At 61.2% G+C, this 14,169-nt stretch carries 8 protein-coding genes; 3 read left to right on the top strand and 5 right to left on the bottom strand.

What is annotated here, in order from left to right:
* Nucleotides 1-269 precede the first annotated feature (269 nt).
* The 3 genes from QOM10_RS19725 to QOM10_RS19715 all read left to right on the top strand — a co-directional run bounded on the left by QOM10_RS19725 (nucleotide 270) and on the right by QOM10_RS19715 (nucleotide 7,936).
* Nucleotides 270-1,997: a ShlB/FhaC/HecB family hemolysin secretion/activation protein gene (locus QOM10_RS19725; protein WP_316916804.1), complete on the top strand. Its 1,728-nt coding sequence runs from the start codon at nucleotides 270-272 to the stop codon at nucleotides 1,995-1,997.
* Nucleotides 1,998-2,094: 97 nt separating this feature from the next.
* Nucleotides 2,095-6,564, top strand: a complete 4,470-nt coding sequence (locus QOM10_RS19720) for a hemagglutinin repeat-containing protein (RefSeq protein WP_316916803.1) — start codon at nucleotides 2,095-2,097, stop codon at nucleotides 6,562-6,564.
* A 196-nt stretch (nucleotides 6,565-6,760) separates the two neighbouring features.
* The gene (locus QOM10_RS19715; protein WP_316916802.1) at nucleotides 6,761-7,936 is read left to right on the top strand and encodes a M20 aminoacylase family protein; all 1,176 of its coding nucleotides are present in this window, start codon (nucleotides 6,761-6,763) and stop codon (nucleotides 7,934-7,936) included.
* Here the strand turns inward: QOM10_RS19715 and QOM10_RS19710 are convergent.
* From QOM10_RS19710 to QOM10_RS19690, 5 genes are read right to left on the bottom strand one after another with little or no spacing between them, the layout of a single operon-like run.
* On the bottom strand, nucleotides 7,933-9,114 hold the full coding sequence (locus QOM10_RS19710) for an aminotransferase class I/II-fold pyridoxal phosphate-dependent enzyme (protein ID WP_316916801.1): 1,182 nt from the start codon (nucleotides 9,112-9,114) through the stop codon (nucleotides 7,933-7,935). The two genes, QOM10_RS19715 and QOM10_RS19710, sit on opposite strands and share 4 nt — an antisense overlap.
* Nucleotides 9,111-9,941 (bottom strand): 2,3,4,5-tetrahydropyridine-2,6-dicarboxylate N-succinyltransferase, encoded by an 831-nt coding sequence (locus QOM10_RS19705; protein ID WP_150776348.1) that lies wholly within the window; start codon nucleotides 9,939-9,941, stop codon nucleotides 9,111-9,113. The genes QOM10_RS19710 and QOM10_RS19705 overlap by 4 nt, the downstream gene beginning before the upstream one ends.
* Entirely contained in the window at nucleotides 9,942-11,201 is a 1,260-nt protein-coding gene (locus QOM10_RS19700) for a diaminopimelate decarboxylase (RefSeq protein WP_127929094.1), read from the bottom strand.
* A gap of 37 nt (nucleotides 11,202-11,238) precedes the next feature.
* Nucleotides 11,239-11,934, bottom strand: coding sequence for an oxin biosynthesis protein (locus QOM10_RS19695; RefSeq protein WP_127929093.1), 696 nt, complete (start codon nucleotides 11,932-11,934; stop codon nucleotides 11,239-11,241).
* Between the two features lie 16 nt (nucleotides 11,935-11,950).
* A complete protein-coding gene (locus QOM10_RS19690) occupies nucleotides 11,951-13,342 on the bottom strand; it encodes a hypothetical protein (RefSeq protein ID WP_316916800.1) in 1,392 nt (463 codons plus the stop codon).
* Nucleotides 13,343-14,169 lie beyond the last annotated feature (827 nt).

Here is a 14,169-nt window from a genome sequence, read left to right as displayed (position 1 = left end):
GGCACCAGGCATCTATCAACGGCAGAAATCAAGGTTCGCCTGACCCCCGTCAGGGCGGACTGACGCTCGTCGAAGGCTCTCAGGCCCTCGGGGAAACCCTGATAGCGTGCAGCGCCGTGGCCTTGCTGCTGACAATAAAGCCAGGCAAAGCAATTGTTTAAGAAATGTAAGCGCTGTAGGAAGCGTCTTGCATTTGTGTAGGAGGGCTCCGACTATCACGGTTATTGATGACATGGCATTACGCCATTTGATGATCGCAAGGATGTTGCGTGCCGTTTCCGTTTCGCGCTGTTTTTCGCCGTCGTTCCGCGCTTTGCCCGCTGCTGTCGGCCTTTGTGTTGAGTGTGTGTGCCTCCTCGATTGAAGCGGCCGAACCTGCCGCGCCGGGTCAGGAAGTGTTGCGCCAGCAACAACAGCAACAGCGCGATCTGCAACAACTGCAACTTGAGCAAAGAAAACGGCAATTGGAGCGCGGTGCATTCGGTCCGACGCCGATCACTCCGGCCATCCCGCAAACCGTCACCCCCGATGAACGTTGCTGGCCATTGAGTGGTACGCGCATTGGCGGCGTCACGCTGATCGACAGCGACAAGCTCAACGCCCGGATCAAACCGCTGCTGGCACCGTGCATGGGCGTCGGCCAGATCAATCATCTGTTGGCGACCATCACCGCGATCTACGTCGACAAGGGCTACATCGCCAGCCGCCCGTATCTGCTCAGCGCTCCGGCCGCCGGGCAGTCGCTGGATATCCGCGTTGACGAAGGTTACATCGAGTCCATCGAACTGGCCGATCAAAGTCTGCCGGTTTCGTTGGGCGGCGCGTTCCCGGGAATGCTCGGCGAGCCGCTGAACCTGCGCGATCTGGAGCAGGGCCTCGATCAGTTGAATCGCCTGCGTTCGATCGATCTCACCGCTGATATCGCCCCCGGCAGCCAGCCCGGCGCCTCGCGAATCATCCTGCGCTCGCGCAGCGCTGCGCCGTCACGCTGGGCCCTGAATGCCGGGATCGACAACCTCGGCAGCGCCAGCACCGGACGTGATCGCGACACGATCAGCCTGAGCCTCGACAGCCCGCTGCAACTCAACGACCTGCTGAGCCTCAGCGCCAGCGACACGCTCAATCAGGGCGACCGCTACAGCCGCAATGCCAGCCTGTATTACGCGATCCCCTACGGCTACTGGACCTACAGCGTGTTCGCCAGCCACGCCGAATATCGCGCGCCGTTCAAATTGCCGAGCGTGACCTTTCACAGCACCGGCATTACCGATCAGGTCAGCCTGCGTGCCGACCGCGTGTTGTGGCGCGATCAGAGCCGTCAGCTCAGCGCCAACCTGCAACTGGCGCACAAGGATGTCGACAGCTATCTGCAAGATGTTCGCCTCGGCATTCAAAGCCCGACCCTGACCGTGGCCGAAGCCGGACTCAATCTGTTCTGGCTCGACCGCGCGGTATGGAACCTCGACGTCAATTACGCCCAGGGTCTGCGCTGGTTTGGCGCCGACGACGACTCGCAGCATCAGATCAACAATCTGCCCAAGGCGCAGTTCCGCAAGTACCGCGCCGGCCTCAGCCAATGGCGCAACGGTCAGTTCGGCGCGCAGGCCTGGCAGTGGCAGAGCCAGCTCAATGTGCAGTACAGCCCGGATCCGCTGCCGGCCATCGAACAACTGCTCGGCACCGACGATTCGGCGGTGCGCGGCTACCGGGTCAGCAGTGCCTCCGGCGCCAGCGGCGCGATCTGGCGCAACACCTTGCGCTTGCCCCTACGCAGTGAATGGCCGCTGCAGATCACCCCGCGCGTGGGCCTCGACCACGGCTGGATCAAGGCTGATCACGGTGCTCAGGGCCAGCGCCTGAGTGGTGCCAGTGTCGGCCTGAATCTGGGCTGGAAGAATTTGCAAGTGGACGTCGATTACCAGCGCGCCCTCAACACCCCGAATGGTCTGCAGCACGAGCCTGAAACCTGGCTGATGCGCGTGGGCCTGCAAATCTGAGCAACGCAGTGAACAAACAGCCGTCGGATCTGAGCGCGTCAGCCACGGCCAAGACTAAACGCGCGACGTGATGCCGTACTCACATGGAGACGTTTTTATGCCAGCACACACCTTTGCATTTCATCTTTCCCCTCGGGGCAAATTGCGCTGGGCGATTGCCAGCCTGTTCTTCGCCGTGCACCTGCCGAGCGCGATCGCCGGCGGTGTCGTGGTCGCACCGGGACCCGGCGGCACCGCGCAATTGCAGACCCAGGGCGGTGTGCCCATCGTCAACATCGTCGCGCCCAACGGTTCGGGCCTGTCGCACAACCAGTTCCTCGACTACAACGTCGACCGTCAGGGCCTGGTGCTGAACAACGCCTTGCAGGCCGGGCAATCGCAACTGGCCGGGCAACTGGCAGCCAACCCGCAACTGCAAGGCCAGGCGGCGAGCGTGATCCTCAACGAAGTGATCAGCCGCAACCCGTCAGCCATCAATGGCGCGCAGGAAATCTTCGGCCGGCCCGCCGATTACGTGCTGGCCAACCCTAACGGCATCTCGGTCAATGGCGGCAGTTTCATCAACACGCCGAACGCCAATCTGGTGGTCGGTCGCCCGGAATTGAATGACGGCAAACTGCAAAGCCTGAACAGCCGCGACGCCAGCGGTCAGTTGCAGATTCAGAGCGGCGGCCTGCGTAACGGCGAGGGCTCGATCAACCTGATCGCGCCGCGTATCGACAGCCAGGGCGCGATCACTGCACGCGATCAATTGAATCTCACGGTCGGGCGCAATCAGGTCGATTACGCCAGCGGCCAGGTGAAAACTGTTGATCCGGCGGGCAACACCGGCGATCAACGCATCGACGCTAGCCTGTTCGGCGCGATGCAGGCCGGGCGCATCAATATTGTCAGCACCGCCGAAGGTGCCGGCGTACGGGTTGGCGCGGTGCAAGTGGCCGGGCGTGACGGCGTGCAGATTCGTTCCGCCGGTGACTTGAGTGTCAGCGGTGAGGCCGTGGCCAACAGCCTCGACGTGACCCGCGCCGGTATTCGCAGCAGCCAGGGCGATGTCGCTTTGCACAGCGGCAAGGATCTGACGTTGGCGGCTACCGATGTCAGCGCTCGCGACGTCGCCGTTGACGCGAAACGCAACCTGACCCTGTCGACGGTCGAAAGCCGCAAGCTTCAGGAAAAGCGTGAAAACTGGAACAACAGCACCATCGGCATCACCTGGGAAACCTACGATCGCACCCAGACCGACAGTGAATCGCGTCAGCATGGCAGCCAGATTATCGCCAGCCGCGACGCCAAACTGTCGTCCGGCAAAGACACCGATTTGACAGCCGCCAAGATCGAAGCCGCGAAAAATCTCGACGTGCACAGCGGCGGCGATCTGCGCCTTACCGCCGCCACTGAAAGCCACACGCAGACCGATCAAGGCAACCACCGCAAGCACCTGTGGAAAGCCGACTGGAACAGCAGCAGCGAGGAACAGCGCAACATCACCAGCCAGTTGAAGGCCGGTAACATCGCCCTGCAAACCGCCGCACTTTTGCGCTCCGAAGGCGCCGAGTTGACCAGCGCCGGCGACGTGCAACTGGCCGGCAAACAGGTGGAAATCACCACGGCAACTCTTACCAATCGCAGCAGCGACAACCGTTACTCCGGTGATCTGGTTGGCGGTGGTTTCTTCGGCAAGACCGGCGATGCCGACAAGGGCAAAACCCAGCATCAGGGCAGCAAGGTCAACGCCAGTGGCAAATTGATCGTCAAGGCTGACGATGTGCGCATCAGCGGCAGTCAGGTACGTGGCGGCACCGACGCCAGCGTGATCAGCGACAAGGGTTCGCTGGTGATCGACGGCGTGCAGGACACCTCGCACAGTAACAACCACGACAAGGACAGCAAGTTCTTCGGCATCACCAAAGACGAGTCGCGGCAGAACAGCAAAGACAGCAGCACTGTGCGCAGCGAACTGGTGTCGGACAGCAACCTCAAGCTCAAGAGCGCCAAGGACATTGCTGTGGCGGGCTCGACCGTCAAGGCTGATGGTGCGTTGACCGCCGATGCAGCGGGCGACGTCAACGTGTCCTCCGCGCAGAACACTCACGACAGCACTGACACCACGCAAATCCGTGGCTTCGATGCTTATGCGAAAGAGCAGACGCCAGAGCAGTATCGCGCCGGGATTCACTACGAAGACAAACAGCAAACCGTGACCCGCAACGACGTCACCCAGCAAGGCTCCAGCCTCAGCGGCGGCAGTGTGCAGGTGAAGGCGGGCGGTGACGTCACGCTCAAAGGCGCGGAAGTGAAATCCACCGCTGGTGACACGACGTTGAGCGGCAAAAACGTCTCGTTGCTGGCCGAAGCAGGCAGCCACAAAACCTCCACCGACACCTCCAGCACCGGCGGTGGTTTCTACTACACCGGCGGCCTCGACCGTGCCGGCAGTGGCGTCGATTTCGCCCACAGCACGGCGCAGGATTCGACCAGCAAAACCACCGCGCAAACCAGCAGCGTACAGAGCAGCGGCAGCCTGACGATCAATGCCGACAAACTCGCCACCGAAGGCGCGCAACTCAAGGCTGGCAACGGTCTGAACGTCGCCGCCAACGAGATCGATAATCGCGTGGCCAGCAACAGCGAAAGCAGCACGCACAACGACAGCAACTGGTCGGCGGATATCGGCGCCAACGTCGAGTACAAGGACATCGCCCGGCCGATCGCGGGCGCAGTCAAGGACGTGCTCAACGGCAAGGTGCCGGACAAGGACTCGCTGGCCAATCTCGGTCAGCCGAACGTCGGTATCGACGTTGCGGTGGGTCACGGCAGCGCCAGCAAAACCGAGCAAAGCAGCAATGCTGTGGTCAGCCGGTTTGACGGCGGCACTGTTGATGTGAAAACCACCGGCACGCTGCACGACCAAGGCACCCGATACAACGCCAGCGCCGGCCAAGTGAACATCAGTGCAGACAAACTGCTTGCCGATGCCGCCAGCAACACTCACAGCAACAGCGCTAACGCGGTGGACGCCAAGGTCGACGTGCGCGTCTACACCAAGACCGGCGAAGACGTGAACGTCGCTGGCAGCGGCGCGGGTGGCAGCAGTGCGTCGAGCAAGGACAGTTCCACCGCCGTGGTCGGCGCTTATGCCGGCAGCCAGGGCGTGAACATCAAGGTCGGCGGCGATGCGCAGTTCGCCGGCAGTCGTTTCGACGGCGGGCAGGGCGGTGTGAGCATCAACACCGGGGGGGATCTGGCGCTGAATCAGGCCAATGACCGGCAGAACAGCAACGACAGCAGCCTTCGTGGCAGTGGCTCGCTGACGGTCGGCACCTTGCCGGGCACCGATGGCACCAATGTCGACCTCGGCGCCGGGGCCCAGCTCGATCACACCGGCAAGCAGACCACTGATACGCAGGCCCACGTTGCCAACATCTCAGGCAACGGTCCTCTGCAGTTGCGCAGCGGCGGCAATCAGGTGCAGCAAGGCACGAAAATCGACAGCGCTGGCGGCATCGGTTTGCACGCCGACGGCAAGCTCGATCTGCAAGCAGCCACCGACACTCACACCGCCACCGGTAATAATCTCGGCGGCGGCTTGAAGGGCGGCGGCAGTAAAACCAGCAGCGGGAAGAGCCGCGATCAGGGCGGTAATCTGAGCGGCAATTTCAATATCGGTCGGCTCAACGAGGAGTCGAAAACCCTCAGCGGTGGCCAGCTCAACAGCCAGAACGGCATCGCGCTGAGCGGTGATTCGATTCACCTGCAAGGCACGCAAGTCAGCGCACCGAACGTCAGCATCGACGCGCAGAAGGGCGGTTATGTGCAGGAGTCGGCGCAGTCCACCGACAACCGCAATAACTGGAATGTCGCACTGAATGCCGGCGGCAACCTGAGCAGCAAAACCCCGACCGCCGCTGAGGAGAAGGCCAGCAGCGATCACGGTTTCAACGCCGGGGCCAAGGTGGGCGTGGATTACCTGCAAGGCAGCACCCAGCAGAACAGCCAGATCAAGGCTGACAGCGTGGTGTTGAACAGTGCCGGTGATGCACAGCTGGCGGGGGCGCGGATCGACGCTAAAGATGTCAGCGGCAAGGTCGCGGGTGATCTGACCGTCGAAAGCCGTCAGGACTCGAGCAACCACGCCAAGGTCGATGTCGATCTGGGCCTGACCGCGAAGAAAAATCCGCCGAGCGACAAGGAAAAACTCGCCGGCACCGACTACAAGCCAACGCTGACAGCACAGGGCGAATATGCGCACAAGGGCAGCGTGGCGCAGGCGTCCGGAATCAGCGCCAGCCAAGGCGTGAACCTTACGGTCGGTGGTGCCACGCAACTGACCGGTGCACGCATTTCGGCAACGCAAGGCAACGTTGATCTGGGGGGCTCGAAGGTCGTCAGCACTGACCTGAGCAACCTCGATTACAGTGTGAAGGCCGGGTTGGACCTGCCACAGAAGAAGGAAGAAAACGCACCGAAGGTGTCCCTTGAAAACGGCAACCTGAAGGTCGGCCCCGTCACGCTGAGCGGGCATCTGGACGGCCAGTCACTGCAAGCGGGGATTGACGACCGAGGCTAAACCCGAGGGGTGGTGGTTGCAGGCGAATCGGCATCCACCACCAAACCCTGCAGGACCGGGTAAGCCCGACGCCCACATAAGCGTGGTGAGCTCACCCTGCGGCAGTGTTCATGACGTGCATCCGTGCCAGTTGCGAAGTTCAATGACACAGAATAGTGTGGCGACTCAGAGCAGCTCCAGGGACAGGAACGTCAGGATGGCATCGGAAACGGATTTCGCACTGCAGGAACAAATGATCGGTTGGCGTCGCTGGCTGCATCAACATCCGGAAGCGGGTTTTGCCGAGCGCAAGACCAGCGCCTTCATCGCAGAAGTATTGCGCAGCTTTGATTTGCAACCGCATATCGGCATCGGCGGTACGGGGGTTGTCGCCACCATCGAAGGCGAGCAAGCAGGTATCGAGATAGCCCTGCGCGCCGACATGGATGCGCTGCCCATCCAGGAAGAAAACACCTTCGCCCATCGCTCAGTCCACGACGGCTGGATGCATGCCTGTGGCCACGACGGCCATAGCGCCATGCTGTTGGGCGCTGCCAGCCGACTGGCGGCAGATCGCAGTTTCGCCGGCAAGGTTCATCTGGTGTTTCAGCCGGCCGAGGAAATCGGCACGGGTGCGAAGGCGATGATGACGGCGGGCCTGTTCGAGAAATTTCGCGCTGAGTGCGTCTACGGTCTGCACAACTGGCCCGGTCTTGCGACCGGTCGATTCGTGGTTCATCACGGTGCGGCGATGGCGGGGGCGAGGCCGTTCGAAATGGTTGTCAGCGGTTGTGGTTGTCATGCGGCAATGCCTCACCAGGGCGCCGATCCGTTGCTGGCCGCGGCCCATTTGGTGACCGCGTTACAGAGCATCGTCTCGCGCAATATCGACCCTGCCGATGCGCTGGTTCTCAGTGTCACTCAGTTCCACTCCGGCGATACCCACAACATTGTGCCCGACACTGCACGGCTGGGCGGCACCATGCGTTACTTCCGCCCCGAGGCCGGCGAGATCGCATCGCGCCGAATGGCCGAGATGGTCGAGCAGTTGGCCGCCGGGATGGGGGTTCGAGCGTCGCTGAAGTTTTTCGAGTTTGGCTCGCCGCCGCTGATCAACAGTGCCGAGCACGCGGACCATTGCGTGGCTGCCGCCAGTGCTGTGGCGGGCCGCGAAAACGTGGGTACCGGGGTCGCACCGAGCATGACCGGAGAAGACTTCGCCTTCATGCTCGAGCGCAAACCCGGCGCTTACATCTGGATTGGCAATGGCTCCGCTGAAGGCGGCTGCTCGTTGCACAACCCGCGTTATGACTTCAACGACGAGATCATGCCACTGGGCGTTGCCTATTGGGTCGCGCTGGCCCGCCAACGCCTGCAGCCCGTCGAACGTTAACGACCTGCAAGCCCGGCCCTGAGGCGCAGCAGGGCCTGGCGCATGACCGGTTCCTGATGAACCAGTGCAATGCGCACGAACGCTTTGCCGGGGTTGCTGCCCTCGGCGTCTTCATGACACAGGTAGCGACCGGGCATCACGCGCAAACCCTGTTCGCTCCAGAGTCGGCGCGCGATCCCTTCACCATCGCCGACCGCCAGCCACAAGAAAAAACCGGCATCGGCGCGCCGGTAATCGGGCACTGCGGCGAGGTACTCATCGGCCAGGTCCCAATTGCATTGCAGTGCCTGTTGCTGACGCTGCACATGCTTTTCGTCGTGCCAAAGCGCTGCGCTGGCGCTGCACGCCGGCCAGGCCAGCGAGACCCCGCAACTGCGATTGAAGCCGGCATAAGCGGCGACGCTGGACGGATCGCCGGCAATGAAACCACTGCGCAAACCCGGCGCCGCCGAGCGCTTCGACAGGCTGTGTAAAACCACGAACGGGCACGGCGCAACTGCATCGGCTTCCACCAGGCTGAGATAGCCGGGGGGGGGTGAGTGCGGGACGAGATCGGTGTAGCACTCGTCGACCAATAACGTCGCCTGGGCGTGGAAGGCCATGTGGCTGAGGCTGATCAATGTGCTTGCAGGCAGTATGTTGCCAAGCGGATTGCCGGGGTTGCACAGCACCAGCGCCGCGATGCTGTCACCGGCCTGATCCAGTTGGCAGGCGAGGCTGGCCAACAGGTCAGCGTCGTTCACGTCATAAAACAGCGCTTGCGCACCGGCGGCATCGGTGGCGGCGACATAGGTCGGGTAAAACGGATTGGGCAGGACCACCACCGGTGCTTTGACGCCACGTGCCCGTGCGCGTGTCACGGCGAGGGCGATGCAGGTCGCGACGGCCTGTTTGGTGCCGGGCGTAGGCTCGATGGCGATACGCTCTTCATCGAGACAGGTGCCAGCGCCGAAGCGACGCCGTAGCCAGCCACTGTAGGCTTCGCGCAATTGGGGAGTGCCAGGCAGAGGCGGATAGCGCGTCCACTGCTCGAGTTCGCACAGTGGTGCCAGCAGTGGCGTCGGGTCGCCAAGCCGGGTTTCGCCCAGGTGCAGGGCGATGACCGGCTGCCCGGTCGCGGGCGGCAGGTCATCCAGCAGGCTTTGCAGTCTGGCGAAGGCATTGCCTGCGGGGGTCATCGGCTGAGCTCTCTGACCAGATCGTTGAGTGAGGTTTTTGATCGAGTGCGCTCATCGACATATTTCACGATCACCGCACAGGCCAGGGATACGCCCGGCAATTTCGGGTCGGCGCGGTTGCCGGCGATCACCACTGCATTGGCCGGGACTTCGCCAAAGCGCACGTCGCCGGTTTCGCGATCGATGATCGGGGTCGAGGCACCAAGATAGACGCCCATGCCGATCACCGCACCGTTGCGCACGATCACCCCCTCGGCGACCTCGCTGCGGGCACCGATGAACACGTTGTCCTCGATGACCACGGGGTTGTTGCCGATCGGTTCGAGCACGCCGCCCAGACCCACGCCACCGGAGATATGGCAACGTGCGCCGACCTGAGCGCAGGATCCGACGGTCGACCAGGTATCGATCATGGTGCCTTCGCCGACATAGGCGCCGATGTTGATGAAGCAGGGCATCAGCACCGCACCTGGAGCAATGTATGCGCCCGCCCGGACCACCGCGCCTGGCACTACGCGGATACGTGCATCGCGGAACGCGGCATCATCCCAGTGCTCGAATTTGAGGGGCAGTTTGTCGTAGCTTTTCGGCCGCCATGGAGCGGTTTCGCCCACATGATTTTCGCGGGTGAGGAACGACAGCAGGATGAGTTTCTTGACGAACGTATCGGCGACCCACTGGCCTTCTTCCAGGCGCGCTGCGCGCAGTTCACCACTTTCCAGTCTGGCGAGGCCGTCTTCGATGACTGGCACCAGCGCCAGCAGCTCGGCAGACGTCAGTTGCGAACGCCGTTCAAAGGCTTCTTCAATCAATGCACGGTTACTCATTTAACGATCCTTGTGAGGGTTGAAGACGTCGACGGGTTGCCATTGAACCGGGCCGGTATGGTCGTCGAAGGTTTCCGCACGACGGATTTCCACGACATCGCCGTTGTCAGTCAACATCAGTTCTGCCGGGCGCAGCCGGCCGTTGTAGGTAAAACCCATGGCATGGCCGTGGGCGCCCGTGTCATGAATCAGCGCCAGGTCGCCGATGGCCGGCGTCGGCAAAGGGCGATCGATGGCGAACTTGTCGAAGTTTTCGCATAGCGCGCCCACCACATCGAACACGCCTTCGGGGCGTTGGCCGGCGAAAGGCAATGTCAGGTGGTGGTAGGCGCCGTACAGTCCGGGACGCATCAGCGCGGACATCGAGGCGTCGAGACCGACGATTTCCCGGCCTTTGCTGCAGCGGTTGATCACCCGCGACACCAACACCCCATGCGGGCCGGTAATGAAACGGCCCAACTCCATCAGAAGTTTCGGCGTGTTGCGCGGGAAGGCTTGCTTGAGCGCCTGTTTCAGCGCGGCGGCGTAGGCGTCCAGATCCAGTGCCTGGTCATCGGTGCGGTAAGGAATCCCCAGGCCTCCGCCTATATTGATGTACTCGAATTCGATGTCGGCTTCGCGCGCTACACGCGCAGCCACTTCGATGACTTGCACACCGGCCTGCACTGCAGCCGCCAGTGACAGCTCATTGGCGCACATCATGCCGTGGATCCCGAAACGTCGGGCACCGAGGTCGTAGGCCTGGCGATAGCTTTGCACCAGATCGGCATCGGGCACGCCGAATTTCGATTGTTGCGCATTGCCCATCTGTGACGAGCGGGCGATGACCCCATGAGGTGAGACGCGAAACCCTACAATTTCGGGCAAGGTCTTCACTCGGTCGAGCATGCTGCGGTCATCGAAGGTAATCAGGGCTCCGGCGTCCAGCGCCATCTGGTACTCGCCGAGCGCCGTATTGTTGGAGGTGAAGACAATGTCGTCGCCCCGCGCACCCAGTCGCTCGGCCAGCATCAGCTCGACCGGCGAGGAGCAATCCAGCCCGCTGCCCTCTTTGAGCAACAGGGCCAGAATCGCCGGAGTGGGCAGCGCCTTGACCGCGAAGTACTGACGAAACGCGCTGTCGGCGAAAGCCTGCGCGACGCGTCGATGAGTCTGGACGATGGCGCGCTCATCGTAGAGATGAAAGGGCGTCGGGTAACGTGTCGTCAACTCATCAAGCAGGGGGAGCAAACGTCGGGCAAAGCTTTCGGATATTGGCACAGCAGGTTTCTCCTCGCGGCGCAGGGGGTGGACGGGTTCAGGGCACCAGAGCGACGCACATGGTGCGATTGCGCAGGCCACTGATCGGACGCGTGTAGGGAAAGTAGTACGACTCCTGGATCTCGAAGCCGGCCTCGATCAGCGCATCACGCAGATAGTCCCTGGAAATGAACCAGAACCCATCGACCTTATCGTGGGCCGCAAACAGCGCCTCGGGATCGCGTGGCGAGTCATTGGAGAACACCAGAACCGTGCCGGAGTCCAGGTTCAGTTCCTTGAGCTTGTCGAAGGTCGGCTTGAGTTCCAGTTCGGGATGGAAGAGGTGGCCCAGCAAGCCATCGGCGTAAACCGACTTGACCCCGGCGAGGGAGCCGGGCTCCAGCTTGAAGAAGTCAACCTTGTGCGCATCGACGCCTTTTTTGCGACTCAGGATCACGGCTTCGTCATTGAAGTCGATGGCTCTGACCTGACGTCTGGCCTCCACCAGATCGCCCTCGACAAATCCGTTGCCGCAGCCAATGGAGAAAATCGTTGCACCTTCCTGGGTGAGCGATTTCAGCTTGAGACCCAGGTGCGAGCGATATTCCGGGCTGTAGGTAGAAGGCGTAATCGAGTCGTTGAAGGCCCCACCCTGTTCCCATATCTCATAGATGGTGGCGTTGCTGTCGCCAAACTTGCGGGCGGTGCCGTAGTAATCTGTCACCTGTTGGAGGTCCTGCATCGGCTTCGTCATCTCTGTCTCTCCTTGTCTAGAGTCGGGCTTGCGCGCGAGTTGCGTCGCAGTCCGTGGGTACACGCACAGGCTCTTGCACGTATTCGATGGACTGCGCCGGCGCGTTGGCCAGCGCAGCAACCAGTGTCTGCAACGGCTGGGGCCGTGCGGGTCCGTAGCACTGGTAAAAGGCAACGGCGGCATCAGGGTCGCCGCCGAGCAGGGCATCCGCCAGCACTCTGGCCAGCGAACGCAAACCGGCCAGCAGGGCGCCGTGATCGACCACCAGTTGTGGATGTTGCGGGTCGTCCTGGCGCAGGGTCAGGGCACCGAGCTGGACGAAGTACGACAGCTGCAGGTACATGCCGTCGCAATCGGGAAAAAGGCCAAGTCCGCGGTTGAGGTAGCGCAGACATTCGCCCAGGTAGTACTCGAGCACCTGCTCGGGCGGAATCTGCAGGGCAGGCGCCCATACCTGGGCAAGAATGAGGATGCCATAGACATCCGCTGCCACCTCTTGCAGCACCACCGATGCCCACCGGTCAAGGGTGTTCAACGGGCCGTATTGGGTGGCTGGGCGATGGACGAAATGGCCCAGCTCATGGCTGAGCACGCCCAACGCAGGAATGCGTCGCAGGTGTTCGCCAGTCGGGTCATAGTGTTTGCCGGTTGACAGGAACTGCCGGGCCAGCGGCGCCGCCAAATGCTCGACCATGGCCGCGTGGGTATTGGCGAAGTAGTAGGTTTTCTTGAACGGCGAACGTTTGACGCCTTCATCTTCGGGCAGGAAGTAGGCGACATGCTTGGGGTGCAGATTGCCTTCACCGGCCATGAAAAAAACATCAGTGGCGGCGAAGGCCGGCAACTCCCCCAGGCGCAGGTTGGTGTGCAACTGCTTGAGATAGGCGGGGATCTGATCCACCAGGCTCATGGCCAGTTCCACGTCCTGTTGTCGCGCCGGATTGCGTCGGCAGCCAAAGGCTGTCGGCAGTCCTCCCGGTTGCTTGCCGTACCAGGTAGCGATCTGCCCGGCGACCAGGGAAACCTCTTCTTGCAGGCCGGCCAGGGTCTTGAGTATCTCGTCGCTGTAGCCGTATTCGATGGCCTTGGCCCTGAGCTGTACAGCTTGGCGATCATGAGCTCGCTCGAGGTCGTTTTCCAGCGCGCGCAGGGCTTGCGCCACGGCGCCGGGGTTGCTGAAACGTGTGCGTTCTGCCACGCCATCAAGCTTGGCGCTGCGCCATTGCTCATCGATGGCGGCCTTCAGCGCGTCCAGTCGTTCTTGCCAGGCAGGGTCTTGACGAGGGTTCGTCGGCGCAAGATCAAGCAGGGTCAGGTTGTAGTTGCTCGCCGGCGGCCAGAAAGGGCTGCGATAACCGCGGTAGGAGGTGGCCTTGGCAAGATTGCCTGAATAGTCGAACCGATTCACGCTCATTACTCCCTCTACTTATTGATGTACGGCAGCGCCCACTCAGCCTGCAAACAGGCGCAAGTAAGCACGGACTCAGTAACTGGACGATGTTCCGGGCGGGCATGACTAATAGTCGCGGCGCATGTCGGTAACAGCGCGCCAAGTGCGTTGATTAGTTAGGCTTGGCCTGGAATGACTGGCTGATCGATAGCCGTGCTGGCACTAACGTCCAGGTGCAATGGCAACTGGACGGCGCAGCAATAAAGACGGGTAGATGACCGGCAGATGAATATCCATATACATTCCTTGAATCACATTCCATGTGAAGGTGTGGCACACAGGGCACCACGCTGCTTGCCGTGGAGCATAACAGCGAATTTTTTTTTACGACAAGTAGGGAGAACTAAAAAAAACTCAAAGAGCCGAAAGAACGGCGATGGCGAAACTAAAAACTCTATAGATTTTATGTAGTTGGTTACTGAATAATATTTTTATTGATTTGTTTTGAGCCCTCGGGACAGGCTGTGTTACGCGCGTCCGGATGATAAGGAGCGAAATAACAAGGGTGCTTAGTTGTGCGCTTTTTTAGTGCGTCAATCTAGGTGGTGTGGCTGTTTTGCGCCGTTCTGGTGCACCTGCGAGTTGCTTTGAGTTTGCGCAAATTACATTAGGTAATAAGCACCTTCAATTAGGTTATTTGTGATTAACAAGGCACTTGTCAGGGATGTATTGCTTGAAGTAGCTTGTGCCCCGGCTGAACAGAGATATTAAAAACGAAGCATGAAATTGCTTTAGTCAGTCCAGGCGGCACATTGATCTACATGGAACAGGTTTCGCCAATAAAG

The sequence above is a fragment of the Pseudomonas sp. P108 genome, from assembly GCF_032613195.1.
In the GTDB taxonomy this organism is placed as follows: Bacteria; Pseudomonadota; Gammaproteobacteria; order Pseudomonadales; family Pseudomonadaceae; genus Aquipseudomonas.
Note: the sequence above shows the minus strand (reverse complement) of the source record. Positions and strands in the feature narration are given on the sequence as shown.

Bases quoted from the DNA above. Each gene is read 5' to 3' on its own strand.
- QOM10_RS19720 (WP_316916803.1), top strand. From the start codon at position 2,095: ATGCCAGCACACACCTTTGCATTTCATCTTTCCCCTCGGGGCAAATTG.
- QOM10_RS19715 (WP_316916802.1), top strand. From the start codon at position 6,761: ATGGCATCGGAAACGGATTTCGCACTGCAGGAACAAATGATCGGTTGG.
- QOM10_RS19710 (WP_316916801.1), bottom strand. From the start codon at position 9,114: ATGACCCCCGCAGGCAATGCCTTCGCCAGACTGCAAAGCCTGCTGGAT.
- QOM10_RS19705 (WP_150776348.1), bottom strand. From the start codon at position 9,941: ATGAGTAACCGTGCATTGATTGAAGAAGCCTTTGAACGGCGTTCGCAA.
- QOM10_RS19695 (WP_127929093.1), bottom strand. From the start codon at position 11,934: ATGACGAAGCCGATGCAGGACCTCCAACAGGTGACAGATTACTACGGC.